Origin of the sequence: Cupriavidus basilensis, from assembly GCF_000876015.1 — a bacterium.
Taxonomy (GTDB): Bacteria; Pseudomonadota; Gammaproteobacteria; order Burkholderiales; family Burkholderiaceae; genus Cupriavidus; species Cupriavidus basilensis_B.
This window is the reverse complement of record NZ_BBQM01000014.1, coordinates 254,003-273,633: the sequence shown is the minus strand read 5'-3', so window position 1 is coordinate 273,633 and position 19,631 is coordinate 254,003. Positions and strand designations below refer to the sequence as shown.

The 19,631-nt window shown below is 70.9% G+C and carries 19 protein-coding genes; 7 read left to right on the top strand and 12 right to left on the bottom strand.

Annotated features, from left to right (window positions below; all coding sequences use genetic code 11):
• Positions 1-13: 13 nt before the first annotated feature.
• From KF708C_RS13835 to KF708C_RS13795, 9 genes are all read right to left on the bottom strand, one after another.
• Positions 14-2,158: a 3-hydroxyacyl-CoA dehydrogenase NAD-binding domain-containing protein gene (locus KF708C_RS13835; RefSeq protein WP_059412250.1), complete on the bottom strand. Its 2,145-nt coding sequence runs from the start codon at positions 2,156-2,158 to the stop codon at positions 14-16.
• Between the two features lie 28 nt (positions 2,159-2,186).
• A complete protein-coding gene (locus KF708C_RS13830) occupies positions 2,187-3,356 on the bottom strand; it encodes a thiolase (protein ID WP_059412249.1) in 1,170 nt (389 codons plus the stop codon).
• Complete coding sequence (locus KF708C_RS13825) at positions 3,353-3,754, bottom strand: Zn-ribbon domain-containing OB-fold protein (protein ID WP_059412247.1); 402 nt, start codon at positions 3,752-3,754, stop codon at positions 3,353-3,355. Before KF708C_RS13825 ends, KF708C_RS13830 begins: the two co-directional genes overlap by 4 nt.
• 50 nt (positions 3,755-3,804) lie before the next feature.
• A complete protein-coding gene (locus tag KF708C_RS13820; protein WP_020205059.1) occupies positions 3,805-4,809 on the bottom strand; it encodes a tripartite tricarboxylate transporter substrate binding protein in 1,005 nt (334 codons plus the stop codon).
• Between the two features lie 232 nt (positions 4,810-5,041).
• The gene (locus tag KF708C_RS13815; protein WP_059412243.1) at positions 5,042-5,446 is read right to left on the bottom strand and encodes a CzcE family metal-binding protein; all 405 of its coding nucleotides are present in this window, start codon (positions 5,444-5,446) and stop codon (positions 5,042-5,044) included.
• A gap of 109 nt (positions 5,447-5,555) precedes the next feature.
• Positions 5,556-6,491 carry a LysR family transcriptional regulator gene (locus KF708C_RS13810; RefSeq protein WP_059412302.1) on the bottom strand — a complete coding sequence of 312 codons (936 nt, stop codon included), beginning with the start codon at positions 6,489-6,491 and terminating at the stop codon, positions 5,556-5,558.
• A gap of 127 nt (positions 6,492-6,618) precedes the next feature.
• Positions 6,619-7,044 carry an organic hydroperoxide resistance protein gene (locus KF708C_RS13805; protein WP_059412241.1) on the bottom strand — a complete coding sequence of 142 codons (426 nt, stop codon included), beginning with the start codon at positions 7,042-7,044 and terminating at the stop codon, positions 6,619-6,621.
• A 234-nt stretch (positions 7,045-7,278) separates the two neighbouring features.
• Complete coding sequence (locus tag KF708C_RS13800; protein ID WP_020205055.1) at positions 7,279-7,773, bottom strand: MarR family winged helix-turn-helix transcriptional regulator; 495 nt, start codon at positions 7,771-7,773, stop codon at positions 7,279-7,281.
• 84 nt (positions 7,774-7,857) lie between these two features.
• A complete protein-coding gene (locus KF708C_RS13795) occupies positions 7,858-8,790 on the bottom strand; it encodes a hypothetical protein (RefSeq protein WP_059412239.1) in 933 nt (310 codons plus the stop codon).
• A 163-nt stretch (positions 8,791-8,953) separates the two neighbouring features.
• Here KF708C_RS13795 and KF708C_RS13790 point away from each other — a divergent pair, with 163 nt between their 5' ends.
• On the top strand, positions 8,954-9,538 hold the full coding sequence (locus KF708C_RS13790) for a gamma carbonic anhydrase family protein (protein WP_059412237.1): 585 nt from the start codon (positions 8,954-8,956) through the stop codon (positions 9,536-9,538).
• A gap of 10 nt (positions 9,539-9,548) precedes the next feature.
• Here the strand turns inward: KF708C_RS13790 and KF708C_RS13785 are convergent, their stop codons facing one another.
• From KF708C_RS13785 to KF708C_RS13775, 3 genes are all read right to left on the bottom strand, one after another.
• Entirely contained in the window at positions 9,549-10,913 is a 1,365-nt protein-coding gene (locus KF708C_RS13785; RefSeq protein WP_059412236.1) for a DUF1501 domain-containing protein, read from the bottom strand.
• Between the two features lie 20 nt (positions 10,914-10,933).
• Positions 10,934-12,511: a DUF1800 domain-containing protein gene (locus KF708C_RS13780; protein WP_059412234.1), complete on the bottom strand. Its 1,578-nt coding sequence runs from the start codon at positions 12,509-12,511 to the stop codon at positions 10,934-10,936.
• 180 nt (positions 12,512-12,691) lie between these two features.
• On the bottom strand, positions 12,692-13,927 hold the full coding sequence (locus tag KF708C_RS13775) for an MFS transporter (RefSeq protein ID WP_020205050.1): 1,236 nt from the start codon (positions 13,925-13,927) through the stop codon (positions 12,692-12,694).
• 280 nt (positions 13,928-14,207) lie between these two features.
• Between KF708C_RS13775 and KF708C_RS13770 the strand changes: the two genes are divergently transcribed.
• The 6 genes from KF708C_RS13770 (at position 14,208) to KF708C_RS13745 (ending at position 19,562) form a co-directional block, all read left to right on the top strand.
• Positions 14,208-14,519: an ArsR/SmtB family transcription factor gene (locus tag KF708C_RS13770; protein ID WP_020205049.1), complete on the top strand. Its 312-nt coding sequence runs from the start codon at positions 14,208-14,210 to the stop codon at positions 14,517-14,519.
• An 84-nt stretch (positions 14,520-14,603) separates the two neighbouring features.
• The gene (locus KF708C_RS13765) at positions 14,604-15,659 is read left to right on the top strand and encodes an alkene reductase (protein WP_020205048.1); all 1,056 of its coding nucleotides are present in this window, start codon (positions 14,604-14,606) and stop codon (positions 15,657-15,659) included.
• A gap of 481 nt (positions 15,660-16,140) precedes the next feature.
• Positions 16,141-16,881: an SDR family oxidoreductase gene (locus KF708C_RS13760; RefSeq protein ID WP_020205047.1), complete on the top strand. Its 741-nt coding sequence runs from the start codon at positions 16,141-16,143 to the stop codon at positions 16,879-16,881.
• 17 nt (positions 16,882-16,898) lie between these two features.
• Entirely contained in the window at positions 16,899-17,459 is a 561-nt protein-coding gene (locus KF708C_RS13755; protein WP_082079548.1) for a hypothetical protein, read from the top strand.
• Positions 17,460-17,596: 137 nt separating this feature from the next.
• The gene (locus KF708C_RS13750; RefSeq protein ID WP_020205045.1) at positions 17,597-18,496 is read left to right on the top strand and encodes an SDR family oxidoreductase; all 900 of its coding nucleotides are present in this window, start codon (positions 17,597-17,599) and stop codon (positions 18,494-18,496) included.
• Between the two features lie 250 nt (positions 18,497-18,746).
• The gene (locus tag KF708C_RS13745) at positions 18,747-19,562 is read left to right on the top strand and encodes a class II aldolase/adducin family protein (RefSeq protein WP_059412232.1); all 816 of its coding nucleotides are present in this window, start codon (positions 18,747-18,749) and stop codon (positions 19,560-19,562) included.
• The last annotated feature ends 69 nt before the right edge of the window (positions 19,563-19,631 follow it).

Genomic DNA, 19,631 nt, shown 5'->3' with positions numbered 1-19,631 from the left:
CTCGTCCCGCCCCTCAGTCCACGTCGAACGCGGCGCGCCCCTCGGCCACCAGCCGCACCAGCAGCGGCGCGGGCGCCCAGTGCCCGCCGTGCGCGGCTTCGAGCGCGCGGATGCGCTCCAGCACCCGCGCCAGGCCCAGGCGCCGCGCGTGGAACATCGGCCCGCCGCGCCACGCCGGGAAGCCGTAGCCATGCACGTACACCACGTCGATGTCCGAGGCGCGCCGCGCGATGCCCTCTTCCAGGATGCGCGCGCCTTCGTTGACCAGCGCCAGCATGCAGCGCTCGACGATTTCCGCGTCGTCCACCGCGCGGCGCGCGATGCCGGCCTCGGCCGCGCAGGCGCGGATGATCTCGTCGACCAGCGGGTCCGGCAGCGGCGCGCGGCTGCCGGCTTCGTAGCGGTAGTAGCCGGCCGCGGTCTTCTGGCCGAAGCGGCCCAGCTCGCAGATGCGGTCGGCCACCTTCGAGTAGCGCAGGTGGGCCGGCCGCGTCGGCGCCAGCCGCTTGCGCGTGGCCCAGTTGATGTCCATGCCGGCGAGGTCGGCCATCGCCAGCGGGCCCATCGCCATGCCGAAGCCGGTCAGCGCGCCGTCCACCTGCCGCGGCGAGGCGCCCTCCTCCAGCAGGAAGCCGGCCTCGCGCCAGTAGGGCGTGAGCATGCGGTTGCCGACGAAGCCTTCGCACACGCCCACCAGCACCGGGATCTTGCCGATGTCCCGGGCCAGCTTCATGCAGGCCGCGACCACCGCCGGCGCGGTCTGCCGGCCGCGCACCACTTCCAGCAGCTTCATCACGTTGGCGGGGCTGAAGAAGTGCAGCCCGATCACGTCGCGCGGGCGCGAGGTCGCCGCCGCGATGACGTCGACGTCCAGCCGCGAGGTATTGGTGGCGAGCATCGCGCCCGCCTTGCAGATCGCGTCGAGCCGGGCGAACACGGCCTGCTTGACGGCCATGTCCTCGAACACCGCCTCGATCACGAGGTCGGCCCGCGCCAGCTCCGTGTCGGCGAGCGTGGGCGTGATGCGCGCCATGCGCTGCGCGACGTCCCGCGGCGTGAGCTTGCCCTTGGCCGCGGTGATCTCGTAGTTGCGGCGGATCTGCGCCATGCCGCGCGCCAGCGCGTCCTCGCGCTGCTCGCACAGCGTCACCGGGATGCCGGCGTTGGCGAACGCCATCGCGATGCCCGCGCCCATCGTGCCGGCGCCGAGGATGCCCACGCGCGCCACCTCGTTCGCCACCTCGCGCGGCGCCTCGCCCGCCGGCGCGGCGGCGACCTTGGGCGCCTCGCGCTCGGCGAAGAACAGGTGGCGCAGCGCCCGAGATTCCGGGCCGGCCACGAGCTCATCGAAATGCGCGCGCTCGGCATCGAGCCCCGCCTCCAGCGGCAGGCGCGTCGCCGCCTCCACGCAGGCGATCGCGGCGCGCTGCGCCAGCGCGTTGCGGGCGCGCGCGCCGACCGCGGCCACGCGCGCGGCGAAGTCCACGCCCGCGCCGTCGGCGCATGGCCGGCGCGCGATCACCGGATGCGCGCCCGGCAGGTCCGCCACGCGCCGCGCGAAAGCCAGCGCGGCGGCGAGCGGCTCGCCCTCGATCAGCGCATCGGTCATGCCCAGCGCCAGCGCGCGCTCGCCGCGCACCGGCCGGCCGGACTGGATCAGGTCCAGCGCCGCCGCCACGCCGATCAGGCGCGGCAGCCGCTGCGTGCCGCCGCCGCCCGGCACCAGGCCGAGGTTGACCTCGGGCAGGCCCAGGCTGGCATCGGCGCTGGCGATGCGGTAGTGGCAGCCGAGCGCCAGCTCCATGCCGCCGCCCAGCGCCACGCCGTGGATGGCCGCCACCACCGGCCTGGCGGACTGTTCGATGCGCGCGATCACCTCGCGCAGCGTGGGCCGCGCGCTGGCCGCCGGCGTATTGAACTGGCGGATGTCGGCGCCGCCGCAGAACGCCTTGCCGGCGCCGAGGATGGCCACGGCGGCGACGGTGTCGTCGCGCGCCGCCGCGGCCAGTCCTTCGTACAGGCCCAGGCGCACGGTGTCGCCGAGGCCGTTGACCGGCGGGTTGTCGATCAGCAGCACGGCCACGCGGCCGTGGCGCTGGTAGCGCACGGTCGGGCTCAGGGCGATGTTGTCCGGGATGCTGGCGGAAGGCAGTGTCATGGCAGGCTCGCGAAGATGCGGTGAAGGTTCAGACTGCGGTGGACAGGATGGCCGTGGCCTGGCTCGACAGCACGCCGCCATTGCCGTGCACCAGCGCCACCTGCGCGCCCGGCACCTGGCGCGCGCCGGCCTCGCGGCGCAGCTGCGCGACCGCCTCGATCACCAGGAAGATGCTGTACATGCCCGGGTGCGTGCACGACAGCCCGCCGCCGTTGGTGTTCATCGGGAACGCGCCGCCGGGCTCGATGCGCCCGCCCGAGACGAAGGCGCCGCCCTCGCCCTTGGCGCAGAAGCCGAGGTCCTCCAGGAACAGGATCGGGTTGATGGTGAAGGCGTCGTACAGCTCCACCACGTCGATGTCGGCCGGCGTCAGGCCGGCTTCGGCGAAGACCTTGCGGCCCGACTCCACGGCCGGGGTCACGGTCACGTCGTCCATGCACGAGATCTGCCGGTGCCAGTGCGCGTGCCCGCAGCCGAGCACGTAGACGGGGCTGGCGTGCAGGCCGCGCGCGCGGTCGGCGCGCGTGACCACGAAGGCGCCGGCGCCGTCCGTCACCAGGCAGCAGTCGCGCACCGTGAGCGGATCGGAAATCATCTTCGCGCCGAGCACGTCGTCCACGCTCAGCGGGCCGCGCGCAAACGCATCGGGGTTGCGCTGCGCCCACTTGCGCGCGGCCACCGCCACCTCGGCCAGCTGCGTGCGCGTGGTGCCGTACTGGTGCATGTGGCGCGCCGCCGCCAGCGCGTAGCTGCTGGGCGGGTTGAACGGCTTGTACGGATGCTCGTAGGGCTGCGGGTCCAGCTCGGCGCGCATCTGGTTCTGGCGCGTACTGCTCGGCGCGCTGCGCGGCGTGGCGCCGTAGCAGACCAGCACGTTGTCGCACTCGCCGGCCTCGATGGCCATCGCCGCGATCTTGAGGTCGGCGATGAAGGACGAGCCGCCGAACATGGTGCTGTCGGAAAAGCGCGGCCGGATGCCGAGGTACTCGGCCATGCGCATCACCCACCAGGGCGAGGTGAGGCTGGCGGTGATGATGCCGTCGATGTCGCGCATGCGCAGGCCGCTGGCCCGCACCGCCGCGTGCGCCGCCTGCGCGATGATCTCCTGCTCGGTGCGCCCGCCCGCGTGGCCCAGGCCGGCCAGCCCGGTGCCGAGGATGGCGACGGCGCCGCGCCGCGTGCCGTGCGTGTCGCTCATGGCTGCACCTGCGCGACGACGAATTCCAGCAGCGGCCCGGCCGCCTCCTGCGCGATCCGCGCGCGCACGCGCATGCCGATGCGCACCGCGTCCGGCGCCACGCCCGCGACCCGGCTCATCATGCGCGGGCCTTCGTCGAGGTCGATCAGGCTGACGTTGTAGTCGCCTTCCGGCCGGCGCACCGTGGTGGTGGAATACACCGTGGCGCCGCCCGAGGGCGCCTGCCAGGCCAGCGCGTCGGAGCCGCAGTGCGGGCACAGCACGCGCGGGAAGAAATGCCAGCGCCCGCAGTCCGCACAGCGCGGCATGACGAAGCTGCCCCGCGCCAGGCTGGCGAAATAGAAAGTGTCCGCGCCCCGGGTTTCGCTGTCGGTGGACGCGCCTGTGCTGCCGTGCATGGAAGCCGCTCCGCGATGGGTTGAGTGGGTCGAATGGATTGAGTGGGAATTCACTCGTCCACCTTCACGCCGGTGACCTGCACCGTGCGCTGCCACTTGGCCACCTCGGCCTCCACGTACTGGCGGAACGCCGCCGGGTCGAGCGTGCCGCCGGCCTCGGCGCTCTGCTTGCGCAGCTTCTCGGCCATCGCGGGCGAGCGCATGATGCGGTTGGCCTCGCGGTTCAGGCGCGCCACGATGTCCGGCGCGGTGCCGGCCGGCGCGTACAGGCCGAGCCAGGTGTAGAGGTCGTAGTTCTTGAAGCCGGCCTCGGCGATGGTCGGCAGCTCGGGAAACAGCTTGCTGCGCTCGGCGCTGGTCACGGCGATGGGCCGCAGCTTGCCGGCGGCGATGAAGGCGGACACGCTCATCGAATCCTGGAACACCATCGGGATCTGCCCGGCCACCACGTCGTTGGTGGACGGCGACGCGCCCTTGTACGGCACGTGCACCAGCGGCACGCCGGCCACCTGCCGGAACAGCTCGCCGGCCAGGTGCGTGGAGCCGCCCACGCCGGCCGAGCCGTAGGGCACGCTCGGCTGCGCCTTGGCCCACTTGATGAACTCCGGCAGCGTGTGGGCCGGCACGGACGGGTTCACCACCAGCATGTTGGGCGCCTTGGCGATCAGCGCGATCGGCTCGAAATCCTTCACCGGCTGGTAGCGCACGTTCTTCTGCACCGCCGGGCCGATCACGTGGCCGGTCGCGCTGAGCAGCAGCGTGTAGCCGTCACTGGGCTTGCGCGCCACGTACTCGGTGGCGACCTGCCCGGCCGCGCCGGGACGGTTCTCCACCACGAAGCTCTGCCTGAACGCCTGCGACAGCTCGGCGGCCAGCAGGCGCCCGACGATGTCGGTCATGCCGCCGGGCGCGAACGCCACCACGATGGTCACCGGCTTGGCGGGCCACGCTTCGGCCGCGGCCGGCTGCGCGTGCGCGGCGCCGGCCGCGAGGAAGGTGGAAAAGATGCTGCCGCACAAGGCGAGCAGGCGCAGGCGGGCCTGGAAGGGTTTCACGGCTGTCTCCGGATGAATCGTTCTTGTATGTCGCCGCCGGACCGGCATGGGACGAAGGAGCCGCCTTCCACGGGCCTGGAGCTGGCAGCCAGTATATTTTTTGCGCCCGCCATCGGGCCATCCGAAAAATTCGAACCGGCAGTTCGTGGAATTGGAACGCTCGGCCGGCGGCGCGCCGGCCCGCGCTCACATCTGCCGGGCCGGCAGCGCCGTCAGCCCGCCGCCGCGCGCGTCAGCCGCCGTGGAACACGTCGCTGGCGCCCACGTACACGCGGATGCCCCTGGCCTGCGGCAGGTCCGGCAGGATCAGCGCCATGTCGAACGAGGTGCCGCCGGCGGCCTCGAGGAAGGTCCAGCCCGCGCTCCTGCCGCCGGCGTTGAAGGCCACCGATTCGCCGGAGGCGACGTTGACGTAGTTCATGCCGGGCGCGAGCGTCACGGTGCGCGTGGTGGCGCGCAGGTCGGCGGGGCTGCCGAACAGCGCGGCCACGCGGCTCGCCCTGGTGGCGGGGGCGGAAGGGGAAGTATCGGAGACGGTCGGGGAAGGCGCTTGCGAGGGCGTGCCGGCGCTCCACGCCGGTGACGTGGCGAGCAGGGAGAGTGCCAGCGCGGCGGCCAGCTTTTGCTTTTTGGTCATTGTGTTTTTCCTTGTGCGCACCCCTGTCATCAGGAGTACACGAAGAAAGTGTAATGACCCGCCACGTATTCTTGAAATGATTTAATCAACCGAAACGAAGTCGGTTTATTCATGTCTCCCGGCCCGGCGGCGGGGCGTCTTCCCGCGTGGCCGCCACGCGCGGATCGTCCAGCAGGAACTGCACGAAGGCGGCGGTGAAGGACGGCAGCTTGCGCTCCGCGCGCACGATCAGGTTCAGCTCGCGGCGCGCCCACGGCTCGGCCAGCCGCACGCCGACCACGCGCGCCTCGCGCAGCGCCTGCGCGGCCACGCTGCGCGGCACCAGCGCCACGCCCACGCCGGCCTCCACCAGCGACAGCGCGGCCTCGAAGCTGTGCGCGTGCAGGCGCACGTTGGGGCTCTTGCCGGCGCGCTGCGCCATGTCGCGCAGGAACAGGAAATTGCTGCTGCCGCGGCTCATGCAGACGAAATCGAATTCGAGCGCCGCGCCGAAGCGCAGCTCGGCCTGCCGCGCGAGCGGATGGTCGGGCGGCACGGCGAGGACCAGTTCGTCCACGGCATAGCGCTCGGCGCGCACGCCGCCGGCATCGATGTCGCCGGCGAGGATGCCGATGTCGGCCTCCTGCGCCGCCACCGCGGCGGGAATGGCCTGGCTGGCGCGTTCTTCGAGGTCGATGTTGACGTCCGGGTTGGCCGCCAGGAAGCGGCTCACGCTGGGGATGATGAAGCCGTTGAGCGAGCTGCTGTTGGCCAGCAGGCGGATATGGCCCTTGAGGCCGGCCGAGAAGCGCCCCACCTCGCCGTGCATGCGCTCCACCCCTTGCAGCAGTTCGCGCACGTGCGCGAGCAGGGTCTGGCCGGCGGGCGTGAGCTCCATGCCGCGCGCGTTGCGCACGAACAGCGGCGTGCCCATCGCATGCTCGAGGTTCTTCAGGCGGTAGCTGGCGGCGGATGCCGTGATGTGGATCGCGGAGGCCCCGCTGGACAGGTTCTGCGCTTCGGCAATGGCCTGGAACAGGCGCAGGTCCGTCAGTTCGTAACGCACGGTGTCTCCGTTCTTGTTTTCGTGGCGGCGCAAGGCGTTGCCGGATGGCAAGCCTTGTCCTGCCGCGATTCTAGAGCATGCCGGCGGCCCGTCTCCCCGTGCGGAGGCGGGCCGCCGGCGCGGCGCCTCAGATCAGCGTCAGGCGCACGTCGATGTTGCCGCGCGTGGCGTTCGAGTACGGGCACACGATATGGGCCTTGTCGACCAGCGACTGCGCGACGGCGCGGTCCACGCCGGGCAGCGAGATGTTCAGGTTCACCTCGATGCCGAAGCCGGTGGGAATCGCGCCGATGCCGACCTGGCCGGTGATCGAGGTATCCGCGGGCAGCGCGATCTTCTCGCGGGCCGCGACGAACTTCAGCGCGCCCAGGAAGCAGGCCGAATAGCCCGCGGCGAACAGTTGCTCGGGGTTGGTGCCGACACCGCCCGCGCCGCCCAGCTCGCGCGGGGTGGCCAGCTTGACGTCCAGCACGTTGTCGGAAGACACCGAGCGGCCGTCACGGCCTCCGGTGGCGGTGGCGCTGGCGCGGTAAAGGACTTTTTCGATCGACATGATGAATCTCCGGTTCGTTGACTGAGAGTGACACTGCCGGCTCCGGGGAGCCGAGGGGTTATGGGGTACTGCCTGCTGCGGTACTGCCGTGTGCTGCTGCTACTTACTATCTACTATCTGCCGCGCATCGCCAGTGCCCGGTTGCGGCACTCAACATCGCTAGCGATTAAATCGTGCACTACTTATCTTGCGTTCCGGCGGGGCATTCGCCCGCGCCTTCCTTCAACTGCCCATTCAACTGCCCGCGTCGGCGAAGCGCTCGCGCAGCTTGTCGAGCTCCGCCTTGACCGACGCGATCTTCTCGATGCCGCAATCGGCCGCGCACAGCACCGCGCGCGGCACCGCCTCGGCCTGCTGCCGCAGCGCGCGCCCGTGCGGGGTCAGCGTGACGATGACCTGCCGCTCGTCGGCCGCGGCGCGCTCGCGGCGCAGCAGCGACTGCGCTTCCATGCGCTTGAGCAGCGGCGTCAGCGTGGCCGAGTCCAGGTGCAGGCGCGCGCCGATGTCCGACACCGTCAGGCCATCGGCCTCCCACAGCACCATCATCACGAGGTATTGCGGATAGGTCAGGCCCAGCGGCGCCAGCAACTTGCGGTAAAGCTTGTTCAGGGCCAGCGAAGTGGCATACACGGAAAAGCAGAACTGGTGGTCCAGCAGCAGCACGGAGGCGCTGTCGAGACCGGCGCCGGGCGCTGCCTGCTTGTTCCGGGGAGTGCGTTTCGTGTCCATGAGCCGTAATTTATATCGTGCGCGATTCAATTGCAAGCTATTTTTTTCCGCGCCGCAGATTTTTCCGCGCCGCCGCGCGGGGTCTCACGGCTGGTCGTCTCCCAGCAGGCCCAGCGCGGTGGTGTCGATGGTCTCGACCTTGCCCTTCTGCCGCACCTCCGTGCGCAGCACGAAGGACTCCGTGGGGCAGTACCAGTCGGTGATCTCCATGACCGCGGGTTCGGTCTGAATCACCTCGTCGCCCATCAGCACCGGGCCGAGCGAGTTGCGCTTCTCGTAGGTGATCGGCATGCACTCGCGGCGGCCCAGCGTCGTCTCGATGGCGCGCGCGCGGCCCACGCGCCGCTCGCCGATGGTGACGGAGGCCGACGGCGCGCGGATGGTGGTGACGAAGGCGTCGGTGGCCAGGCTGTGGATCTCCAGGTCGAGGCTGGAGGTGAGCGTCTCGCCGGGCAGCACCGCGCCTTCGCGCACCGCCAGGCCGGCGTAGCTGAGCACGCCGTGGCCCTGGAACGAGGCCTCGCCGAACAGGCGTGTATAGCGCGCCCGCGCATTGATGGTGGCGCGCTGGCTGCTGACCGTGCCGCCGGTGCCGCCGGCCGCGCGGTCGAAATTCATGTGGTGTACCTGGTCCATCACCACCGGCGGCCCCATCATCGCCGCCAGCGCGGACTTGGAATGGATCGTCAGCCAGGCGCTGCAGCCGGTCTCGGTGCGCACCGGATGGCGGATCGTCATGGTGATCGACATCGGCATGTCGCCGTCGGCTTCCATCTGCGTGCGGGCGCCGGAGCGGAACCAGCCGGTGTCGCAGATGGTGCCCGGCGCGGCTGGCGGCGACTCCGCCAATGCGGCGGACACGGCAGCGGCGGCGTTGTCTGTGGACGCGGGCGCGGCCGGCTGCGCCCGCGCGGCGCCGAGGACGCCGCACAGCAACAGCAGCAGCGCCGGCAGGCGGAGCCGCGCGGGCGCGCCCGGTTTTGCGCGGGCGTCGGTCCGGCAAGGAGGAACTGTCATGTGGTATCCCAGGCTGGGCCGCGGCGGCACCGGCCGCCGTCATGCAGCGAAGGTAGCATCGCCGCCGCCGCGGCACAATCCGCAGCCGGCGGCCGGCGCGTACAATCGGCCGGAGCCAGCCATCACGACACCATCGCGGCATCATCACAACCAGGAGACGACAATGGCAGTGATCGGACCCGACGTGCGCATCCACCCGAGCGCCTACGTGCATGAATCGGCCTACCTCTACGGCAAGGTCACGGTGCACGAGCACGCGTCGATCTGGATCAACGCGGCCGCGCGCGCCGAGCACACGGAAATCGTGATCGGCGCGTACACCAACATCCAGGACTTCGCCATGCTGCACGTGGGCGACCGCACGCCCACCCTCATCGGCAGCCATTGCTCGATCACCCATCACTGCACCATCCACGGCTGCACCATCGGCGACAACTGCCTGATCGGCATCAACGCCACCATCATGGACGCCTGCGTGATCGGCGACAACAGCATCGTGGCCGGCCATGCCTTCCTCAAGGAAGGCACCGTGATCCCGCCCAATTCCATCGTGATGGGCAGCCCCGGCAAGGTCACGCGCACGCACAACAGCTACGTGCGCAACCGGCTCAATGCCTTCCTCTACTACAAGAACGCGCTGGCCTACGCGCAGCAGCACTACCGCGCCTGGGAAGGCCCCGCGTTCACGGCGGAGGTGATGCAGGAAATGGCGAAGCTGCAGGCGGAACTGAAGGCGCTGGCCGGCTGAGTCCGCGCTGTCAGACCAGCCCGAGGTCCACGGCGCGCGCGCCGGGAAACACCTGCGCCAGGCGCGCGTCGTCCAGCCCGTAGAGGCGCCGGAAGAGGCCGCCCAGCAGCGCGCGGTATTCGTTGAGCACGGGCCAGTCGCGGTTCTGGTTGAGCGTGCGCTGCTCCACCGCCACCTGCTCGCCGGCGATGCGCCCGCCGCGCACCGCGCCGCCGGCCACCCAGTACACCGTGCCGTGGCCGTGGTCGGTGCCGCGCGTGCCGTTCTCGCGGAAGGTGCGGCCGAACTCGGACACCACCACCAGCGTGGTCTGGTTCCACGCGGGGCCGATCTCCTCGGCGAAGCCGGCAATGCCGCGCCCGAGGTTGTCGAGCAGGCTGGCCAGCTGCCCCTGCGCGCCGCCCTGGTTGACGTGCGTGTCCCAGCCGCCCACGTCGATGAAGCCGAGGTTGAAGCGCTCGCGCATCAGGCCGGCCATGCGGCGCGCCTCGAGCTCGAAGCCGCGGGCGCTGAGCGCGCGCCGGTTGGCCGCCTGCATCTCCTGCATGCGGCCGGCCATCGCGGCGTCGCCCTCGCCCTGTCCTCCTTGCCCGCCCTGCGCCAGCATGGCGTTGCGGCGCTGCATGGCCTCGGCCTCCTGCGCCACGGTCTGGCGCAGCTCGAAGCCTTCGTCGATCAGCGACTCGAAGCGCGTGCCGCGGTACATCTGCGCCAGCACGCGCGTCTGGCGCTCGTCGAATGGCGTGCGCCCGGTGCCCTTGAGCGAGACGTTGGGCACGTTGAGCGGCCCGCTCAGCACCACCGGCAGGCCGTCGGTGAAGGCCACCGGCGCGGCGCGCCCGCCCATGACGCCGGCCAGCCGGTTGAGAAAGCCGGTGCCGCGCAGCGACGCCACGCTGCGCGCGCCGCTGGCGCCGGCCAGCGGCAGGCCCGCCTCCACGCCGTCCTGCGTCTCGAAGTGGCTGCGCGACAGGTCCTCGGTGCCGGCGAACGGCACGAAGGCAAGCTGCCGCTTCCGCCACAGCGGCAGCATGCTGTCCCTGAGCGCGGGATGCAGCGCCCAGTCGCCGATGCCGCGGTCGGCGCCGCCGTCGGAAGCCGCCGCGAGCGAGAGCGCCGCGCGCGGGTCGGCCGGCGTATCGGACGCGGCGGGCGCGACAGGCCGCGCGATGGCGATCGTGGGCCGCGCGGCGTAGTAGAAATCGCTGCCCGCCGGCACCAGCACGTTGGTGGCATCGTAGCCGCCGCGCAGGAACACCAGCAGGAAGCGCGCGTCGGCCTGCTGCGGCAGCGCATAGGCGCGCGCGACGATGCCGGGCGCCAGCGTGGCCAGTCCGGCCATGCCGGCGCGTTTGAGCCATTCACGTCGTTGCATGAGATGCTCCCGTGTCGTGTCTAGTCCTGCATCCACTCGGGCGAGGACAGCAGTATCGTGTTCCATTCCGCCTGCGACGCCGCCTGCGTCATGGCCGTGCGCGTGGCGGGGCCGAGCGTGGCTTCGATGCTGTCGAAGAAGACGCGGTTGCCCGGCTGCGGGAAACCCGTGCGCTCGGCCGGCTTGCCGTCGTCCTTCGAGAACAGGCCGGCCTGCCCGGAGCCGATCGCGCGCGCGATCTCGAAGCGCTTGACCATCTGGCCCGAGCTGGCCCACGCGCTTTCCGCGGCGGGGTAGCCGTCGGGCGTGACGCGGCCGTAGAGCGGCTCGCCGAGCTGGTTGAGCCAGCCGATGGCCGGGCGCAGGTTGGCCACCATGCGGCCGTCGTAGGCCAGCCGCAGCGACGACGCCACGAACTGCATCGGGTCCTTGAAGCGGCGCGTGCCGGAGGCCAGCGTGGCATCGAACTCGGGCGACAGGAACAGCGTGCGCAGCACGGTGGCGATGTCGCCGTCGCTCCTGGTGAACGCCGCCGCCATGCGCTCGACCAGCGCCGGCGGCGGCGCGTCGCCGACGAAGTGCGCGGCGATCCTGGCCGAGATGAAGCGCGCCGTGGCCGGATCGCGGCTGAGGATGTCGACGGCCTGCTCCACCTCGTGAAAACCGGACGGCTCGATGCGGTGGCCGAGCAGGGTCTTGGCGCCGAAGTCGTGGCGGTTCGGATTGAACTCGAACACGCCATCGGCGCGGTACAGCGCCTGCTTCTGCGGCGGCAGCTTCGGCGGCTCGCCGCTGGCGTTGATGCCCAGGCCGGTCAGCACGCGCGCCAGCTCCTGCACGTCCTGCTGCGTGTAGCGCGAGCCGCTGGCGCCGCCCGACACGCCGAGCGTGTGCAGCTCCATCAGCTCGCGCGCGTAGTTCTCGTTGATGCGGTTGGCGGCGCTCTGCGCGTTGTCCAGGTACTCCAGCATGGCGGGCGCGGTCACGGTGGCCATCAGCAGGTCGCGGAACCGGCCGAGCGCGCGCGGCCGGATGGCGCGGTCCTCGTAGTCGGCCAGCACCCAGCGCACCGAACCCTTGCCCGAGTACACGCTGAAATGGTTCATCCAGAACCACGTCATCTGCTCGCGCAGTTGCGCCGGCGAGTAGAGCGCGCGCAGCAGGTGGCGGCGGCTGGTGTCGAGCAGCACCTCGCTGCCGGCGCGGTTGAGCGCCTCGCGCGCCTTCTGCTTTTCGTCTTCGTCGGCGAGCGCGTTGATGCGCCGCTGCTCGGCGCGCACGCCGCTCAGGCGCTGCGCGCCGCTTTGCTGCGCGATGCTCAGCGCGCCGATGGCGGCGGCGAGCTCGCCGCCGTCCTGCGCCGGCGCCGCGATCTGCTCGTCGAGATAGCGCGCGCGGCCCAGCCTGCGCAGCCGCTCGATGCCGGCCTGGTCGGCGCCGAAGGTCACGCTGTTGAGCCAGTGCAGGTCGGCCGGCCCGAGCGCGGCGGCGGACGCGCCGCCGTCCCGCGGGCCGCCGCCCTGCGCGCAGGCGGCCAGCAGCGCGACGGCCACGGCCAGGTACAACGTTGTCGTCAGACGTGGAAAGCGAAGAGGCATGGCGGTCCTGTCTCGGCTCGCGCGAGCGCGTGGGTGACACCGCTCTGACGCGGACGGACGCGGTTCGGTTGACGCGAACGTGCCGTGATTTACCCGGACTTTACGCCCGGAAACGGATCCCGCTCCGCAAGGAAAACGAAAGCCCCGGCCGCCATCCGCGCTCCCCTGGCCGCCGCCAGCTCAGGGCTGGCCTGCCTGCGCGGGCATGGCGCGCAGCGTGAGCGCCCAGAAGACCAGCGCCGCCAGGCTGATGACCGCGCCCAGCACGCACACGCCGCTCCAGCCGGCCCGCGCGTAGACGTGGGTCGACGCGATGGCGCCGGCGCCGCTGCCCAGTGCGTAGAAGAGCATGTAGCAGCCCACCAGGCGACCGTGCGCCTCGGGCCGCACGCGGAACACCAGACTCTGGTTGGTGACGTGGATGGCCTGCCCGGCGAGGTCGAGCACCAGCACGCCGGCCACCAGCAGCCACAGCGACTGCGGCGCCAGCGCCAGGGGCAGCCAGCAGGCGAGCAGCAGCACCAGCGCCACGCCGGTGGTGCGCTGGCCCAGGCCACGGTCGGCCAGCCGGCCGGTGCGCGCCGCGGCCAGCGCGCCGGCCGCGCCCACCAGGCCGAAGGCGCCGATGGCGGTGTGCGACATGGCATGCGGCGGCGCGCTCAGCGGCAGCACCAGCGTGGTCCAGAACGCGCTGAACGCGGCGAACATCAGCATGGCGAGCACGCCGCGGATCTGCAGCGTGCGCTCGCCGAGCAGCAGCACGAACATCGAGCCGAGCAGGCGCGCGTAACCCAGGCGCGCCGGCGCGATGGCCTGGCGCGGCAGGCGGCGCGCCAGCACCGCGAACAGCAGCAGCGCCAGCACGCCCGAGGTGGCGTACACCGCGCGCCAGCCGGCCAGGTCGGCCAGCACGCCCGCCAGCGCACGCGCCGCCAGCAGCCCCGTCACCACGCCGCCCTGCGCGGCGCCCACCACGCGCCCGCGCTCGTCGGGCGCCGCCAGCGTGGCGGCGAACGCGATCAGCCCCTGCGTCATGGCCGTGCCGAGCAGGCCCACGGCCAGCATGCCGGCCAGCAGCGCGGCGCGCGTGCCGGCCAGGCTGACCGCGCCGAGCGCCACCGCCAGCAGCAGCAGTTGCGCCAGGATCAGCCGGCGCCGGTCCATCAGGTCGCCCACCGGCACCAGCAGCAGCAGCGCCAGCGCGCAGCCGGCCTGGGTCGCCGTCACCACGATGCCCACGGCGCTCTCGGCGAAGCCGAACTCGCGCGCCACGGCGTCGAGCAGCGGCTGCGCGTAATAGACGTTGGCCACGCTGAGCCCGCAGGCCAGCGCGAACAGCCACACCAGCGCGGGGGCCATGCGGGCCGGCGCCGCGGCGGGAGCGCGCGCGCACGGCGCGGCGGCGTTCATGGTCATGGAGACTCCATCTGGTTGCGTCAGAAAACCAGATGGAGTCTAGCCAACATGGTTTCCTTAAGCAACCAGATGATGCGCGATACACACGGCGGCGCGGAAAGTGAGGCAGAAAGCAAGGCAAGCAGCGGCGCAAGAAGCGAAGCGAAAAGCGGCGCGGGAGACTCCCCAGCAAGGTTGCGATGTATATCGTATAGTTGCGATATTAATTTTGAGAGAAGCGGATATATGTTTCGGCAAAAGACGAAACAGGCCGTTTCCTCCACCAGCCAACCCGCCCCCAATGGACTCCGACGCCATCGACATCGACGCCATCCTCAAGGCCCTCGCCAACCCGCTGCGGCGCAACATCCTGTACTGGCTGAAAGACCCGGAAGCGAACTTCGCCATGCAGGACCACCCGCTCGACATCGGCGTGTGCGCGGGCCTGATCGATGCGCGCACCGGGCTGTCGCAGTCCACGGTCTCGGCGCACCTCGCCACGCTGCAGCGCGCGGGGCTGGTGACGTCGAAGCGGGTCGGCCAGTGGATCTTCTTCAAGCGCGACGAGCAGACCATCCAGGCTTTCCTGGCACGGATGCACCGCGATCTCTGAACCCCGGCGGCGCGCGAGCGCCGCAGTTTTTCCGCACCGATGGTGCCTGTCTACCCTGCTGTCTATCCTGATACCGGACCAATCATGACTACCCTTTTCGACCCGATCCGCATTGGCGACCTCGACCTGCCCAACCGCGTCATCATGGCGCCGCTGACGCGCTCGCGCGCGGTGGGCGGCGGCCGCGTGCCCAACGCGCTGATGGCGCAGTACTACGTGCAGCGCGCCTCGGCCGGCCTGATCCTGAGCGAGGCCACCGCCGTCACCCCGCAAGGCGTGGGCTACGCCGACACCCCGGGCATCTGGTCCGACGAGCAGGTGGCCGGCTGGAAGGTCGTCACCGATGCCGTGCACGCCGCCGGCGGCCGCATCTTCCTGCAGCTCTGGCACGTGGGCCGCATCTCCGACCCGATCTTCCTCGACGGCGAGCTGCCGGTGGCGCCGAGCGCCATCGCCGCCCAGGGCCACGTCAGCCTGGTGCGCCCGCAGCGCCCCTACGTCACGCCGCGCGCGCTGGAAACCGATGAGATCCCCGGCATCGTCGCCGCCTACCGCCACGGCGCCGAGAACGCCAAGGCCGCCGGCTTCGACGGCGTGGAAGTGCACGGCGCCAACGGCTACCTGCTCGACCAGTTCCTGCAGGACAGCACCAACAAGCGCACCGACGCCTACGGCGGCTCCATCGAGAACCGCGCGCGCCTGCTGCTGGAAGTGACCGACGCCTGCATCGAGGTATGGGGCGCGTCGCGCGTGGGCATGCACCTGGCGCCGCGCGGCGACGCGCACACGATGGGCGACTCCGACCCGGCCGCCACCTTCGGCTACGTGGCGCGCGAGCTCGGCAAGCGCAAGATCGCCTTCATCTGCGCGCGCGAGGCGCTCGGCGACAACCGCCTGGGCCCGGCCTTGAAGCAGGCCTTCGGCGGCGTCTACATCGCCAACGAGCGCATGACCAAGGCCACGGCGCAGCACGTGCTGGAAGCCGGCGAAGCCGACGCGGTGGCCTTCGGCCAGTTGTTCATCGCCAACCCGGACCTGCCGCGCCGCCTGCAGACCGACGCGCCGCTCAACGCGCCGCAGCCGGAAACCTTCTACCACTCGGGCGCGGAAGGCTACATCGACTACCCCGCGCTCGCCTGAGCGCGGCGGGACTGGCGCCGCCCGGGCCTTGCCGGGCGGCGCCCGCCGGCCGCCGCTTCGCCATGCTCCGGCGGACTTCGCCGGGGCCGGCGCCACTGCGAGCCGGCAGCGGCATGCGGCCCGTCCCGGACAGGGGCGGGCCGCATGCCGTGATTCACCGATAGCCCCCTCCTCCCGGGCATGGCGTTGCCAGACGCCGCCCCGTCGGCCTTCCCGATATCTTCCGGCAACACGCATGGCACGCCGCCGCGCGTGACACATCGGGGCCGATCTTTCCCGACCAGGGGAAACACCCCCGCGCGCCGCCATGTGCGCCAAACCCCCCGCCTGTTCCGAAACCAGTCCGTCACGCCCTCCACATCCCGCATTGTTAATGCAGATGGAACACTAATAATCATTGCCAGACAATTATTTTCCCCAAGGCAACCAATATCATGATCTCCGTAGTGCATCCCCCCTGAACGAAAAGGAGCAAGAAACCATGTCCGACAAACAGAACGGTATCGCCCTGGTGACGGGCGCCTCGCGCGGCATCGGCGCCGCCATCGCCCGCCGCCTGGCCGCCGATGGCTTCTCGGTTGCCGTGAACTATGTGTCCAACCCCGGTGAGGCCGACAAGCTCGTCGCCGAACTGGCGCAGACCGGTGTCAAGGCCGTCGCCGTGCAGGCCGACGTGTCCAAGGTCGACCACGTGCGCCGCATGTTCGACGAGGTCGAGAGCAAGCTCGGCAAGATCGACGTGCTGGTCAACAACGCCGGCATCCTCAAGACCATGCCGTTCGCGCAGACCACCGACGAGGTGTTCGCCCAGACCTTCAGCATCAACGTGACCGGCGTGTTCAACACGCTGCGCGAGGCGACCGCGCGCCTGAACGACGGCGGCCGCATCATCAACCTGTCGAGCACGACGCTGGCGCTGAACCTGCCGGGCTACGCGATCTACAACGGCACCAAGGCCGCGGTGGAAGCGTTCTCGCGCGTGCTGGTCAAGGAACTGCGCGGGCGCCGCATCACGGTGAACTGCGTGGCGCCGGGCCCGGTGGCCACCGAGCTGTTCCTCAACGGCAAGACCGAAGAACAGATCCAGACCTTCTCCAAGATGCCCCCGCTGGAGCGCCTGGGCCAGCCCGAGGACATTGCCAGCGCGGTGGCCTTCCTGGCCGGCCCGGACGGTGCCTGGGTCAACGGCCAGGTGCTGCGCGCCAACGGCGGCCTGGCCTGAGCACGGCTGCGCGCCCCATGCCGGCAACCCGACACAACGGCGCACAGGCGAAGCCGTGGCGGCCGCGCCTGCGCGCCGCCGCCGCGGTACTGGCATCCGTGCTGTCGCTCGCGGCCTGCAGCCGCGCGCGCATTGCCGATGCGGAGAACAACATGACCATGCGCCCATCCGTTACCTACCTGCACCTGCTGCGGCACACGCCGTTCTTTACTTCGCTGTCGACCGACCAGTTGCAGTGGGTCATCGACCACTCGCGCGAGTGGGAGGTCGATGCCGGCGCCGTGCTGTCCAGGCGCGGCCCGCAAGGCCCGACGGATACCGACTACTGGATCCTGCTCGACGGCGGATGGCGCGTCGAGCACGACGGCAAGTCGTTCCCGAGCGGGCACGCGGACCCGGGCAAGTGGTTCAACACCCGCCAGACGCAGGACAAGCCCGGCGCCCTGGTCGCCACGGAGCATGGCTACGTCATGCGCATTCCCGAGGGCGAGATGCAGGTCATGCTCGACCGGGGCTTCGCCTTCGATGCCCATCTGGAACAGGGGCGGGCGTACTACCAGAAGATCTTCCGGCAGTAAGGCCGCCGCCGTTCCGAGCGGTCCCGCCCGGAACGGCGGCGGGCACGCGGAAGCCGTCTCTCCGGAGACGCGCCGGGAACGCGCCCGCGGCAACGGATAGTCCACTTTCCTGAATTTCCACTCCTAGGGAGACCCACATGTCGCAAATCATCCTCGTCACCGGCGCCTCGTCCGGCTTCGGCCTGATGACCGCCAGGGAGCTGGCGCAAGCCGGCCACATCGTCTACGCCTCGATGCGCGAGACCCAGGGCCGCAACGCCCCGCGCGTGGCGGAGATCGCCCAATGGTCCAGGGACAACAAGGCCGACCTGCGCACCGTCGAGCTGGACGTGCAGTCCGACACCTCGCCCGCGGCGGCGGTCGCCCACATCCTGCAGGACGCCGGCCGCCTGGACGTGATCGTGCACAACGCCGGCCACATGGTGTTCGGCCCGGCCGAGGCCTTCACGCCGGCACAACTGATGCAGCAGTACGACGTCAACGTGCTCGGCACGCAGCGCGTGAACCGCGCGGCCCTGCCGCACCTGCGCAAGCAGGGCAAGGGGCTGCTGGTGTGGGTGGGTTCGTCGTCCACGCGCGGCGGCACGCCGCCGTTCCTGGCGCCGTACTTCGCCGCCAAGGCCGCGATGGACGCGCTGGCCGTGTCGTATTCCACCGAACTGGCGCGCTGGGGCATCGAGACCACCATCATGGTGCCGGGCGCCTTCACCAAGGGCACCAACCACTTCGCGCATTCGGGCAAGCCGGCCGATACCGCGGTGGCCGCCGAATACGAGCAGGGGCCCTACGCCGACGTGCCCGGCAAGGCGCTCGAAGGCCTGAAGAACCTGGAACCCGAGGACGCCGACCCCGCCGAAGTGGCGCGCGAGATCGTCCGCGTGGTGGGCCTGCCGTTCGGCAGGCGCCCGTTCCGCGTGCACGTCGATCCGTCGCAGGACGGCGCGGAAGTGGTCAACGCCGTGGCCGACCGCATGCGCCGCGAGATGTACCTCGCGATCGGCCTGCGGGACCTGCTCTCGCCCGCGGTCAAGGGCTAGCGAGCATGGCATGATGGCGCGCCGCCGTCGGCCAGCGGCACGATGGCATGCGCGGGCGGGCGGGTCGGGAATAGCGCTGGCGGAGAAACAGCGCTCACTGCCAGCAGGCGCCGGGCCGGAGGGAGCCGGACCCGGAGCCGGAGTACGGCACGCCGGCGCCCGCATTTCCATATGTGCTTCGCTGCGTTGGCGCGTCGGCCCGGGCCGCCGTATGATGTGCGGCACCCACCCCCACAACATGGAGCGCCGCATGAACGCCGTCACCGAGCCGCTGCTGGCTTTGCAGGATCTCGAGCTTCCCTCGCTGCATTTCCCCGCCGTGCAGGCCGAAGTCTCGCCGCAGGAATGGGCGGTGCGCGTCGAGCTGGCCGCGGCCTACCGGCTCGCCGCGCAGTTCCGCTGGACCGACCACATCTACACGCACTTCTCCGCGCGCGTGCCCGGCCCCGACGAGCATTTCCTGATCAACGCCTACGGCCTGACCTTCGACGAGATCGGCGCGTCCAACCTGGTCAAGGTCGACATCGACGGCGAGATCGTGCGCGACGATACCGGCCTGGGCATCAACCCGGCCGGCTATACCATCCACAGCGCGCTGCACGGCGCGCGCCACGACGTGGGCTGCGTGCTGCATACCCACACCGCGGCCGGCATCGGCGTGTCGGCGCAGCGCGACGGGCTGCTGATGATCTCGCAACACGCCATGCGCTTCTTCGGGCGGGTCGCGTACCACGACTACGAAGGCATCGCGCTCGACCTCGACGAGCGCGTGCGCCTGGTGGCGGACCTCGGCGACAAGAACGTCTTCATCCTGCGCAACCACGGCCTGCTGACCTGCGCGCCGACCATCGCGCAGGCGTTCCAGGAACTGCACGTGCTGGAACGCGCGTGCGCGGCGCAGCTCGCCGCGCAGTCCGGCGGCGCGGCGCTGATCATCGCGCCGGACGCGGTGGCCCGCAAGGTGGCCGACGTGGCGATCCGCAACACCGGCGGCGCGGTCACGCGCAAGCACTGGGCCGCGCTGCTGCGCCAGCTCGACCGCAGCGATCCGTCGTACCGTCAGTAGAAAAAAACTTGCCAAGAGACGCTATCAAGATGAAGCGAAGCGGCTCCGGCCAGGCGCGCGGCCGCGGAC

Excerpts from the sequence above, each read along its gene's own strand:
- KF708C_RS13835 (WP_059412250.1), bottom strand. The coding sequence starts at position 2,158 with ATGACACTGCCTTCCGCCAGCATCCCGGACAACATCGCCCTGAGCCCG.
- KF708C_RS13830 (WP_059412249.1), bottom strand. The coding sequence starts at position 3,356 with ATGAGCGACACGCACGGCACGCGGCGCGGCGCCGTCGCCATCCTCGGC.
- KF708C_RS13825 (WP_059412247.1), bottom strand. The coding sequence starts at position 3,754 with ATGCACGGCAGCACAGGCGCGTCCACCGACAGCGAAACCCGGGGCGCG.
- KF708C_RS13815 (WP_059412243.1), bottom strand. The coding sequence starts at position 5,446 with ATGACCAAAAAGCAAAAGCTGGCCGCCGCGCTGGCACTCTCCCTGCTC.
- KF708C_RS13805 (WP_059412241.1), bottom strand. The coding sequence starts at position 7,044 with ATGTCGATCGAAAAAGTCCTTTACCGCGCCAGCGCCACCGCCACCGGA.
- KF708C_RS13800 (WP_020205055.1), bottom strand. The coding sequence starts at position 7,773 with ATGGACACGAAACGCACTCCCCGGAACAAGCAGGCAGCGCCCGGCGCC.
- KF708C_RS13795 (WP_059412239.1), bottom strand. The coding sequence starts at position 8,790 with ATGACAGTTCCTCCTTGCCGGACCGACGCCCGCGCAAAACCGGGCGCG.
- KF708C_RS13790 (WP_059412237.1), top strand. The coding sequence starts at position 8,954 with ATGGCAGTGATCGGACCCGACGTGCGCATCCACCCGAGCGCCTACGTG.
- KF708C_RS13785 (WP_059412236.1), bottom strand. The coding sequence starts at position 10,913 with ATGCAACGACGTGAATGGCTCAAACGCGCCGGCATGGCCGGACTGGCC.
- KF708C_RS13780 (WP_059412234.1), bottom strand. The coding sequence starts at position 12,511 with ATGCCTCTTCGCTTTCCACGTCTGACGACAACGTTGTACCTGGCCGTG.
- KF708C_RS13775 (WP_020205050.1), bottom strand. The coding sequence starts at position 13,927 with ATGACCATGAACGCCGCCGCGCCGTGCGCGCGCGCTCCCGCCGCGGCG.
- KF708C_RS13770 (WP_020205049.1), top strand. The coding sequence starts at position 14,208 with ATGGACTCCGACGCCATCGACATCGACGCCATCCTCAAGGCCCTCGCC.
- KF708C_RS13765 (WP_020205048.1), top strand. The coding sequence starts at position 14,604 with ATGACTACCCTTTTCGACCCGATCCGCATTGGCGACCTCGACCTGCCC.
- KF708C_RS13760 (WP_020205047.1), top strand. The coding sequence starts at position 16,141 with ATGTCCGACAAACAGAACGGTATCGCCCTGGTGACGGGCGCCTCGCGC.
- KF708C_RS13755 (WP_082079548.1), top strand. The coding sequence starts at position 16,899 with ATGCCGGCAACCCGACACAACGGCGCACAGGCGAAGCCGTGGCGGCCG.
- KF708C_RS13750 (WP_020205045.1), top strand. The coding sequence starts at position 17,597 with ATGTCGCAAATCATCCTCGTCACCGGCGCCTCGTCCGGCTTCGGCCTG.
- KF708C_RS13745 (WP_059412232.1), top strand. The coding sequence starts at position 18,747 with ATGAACGCCGTCACCGAGCCGCTGCTGGCTTTGCAGGATCTCGAGCTT.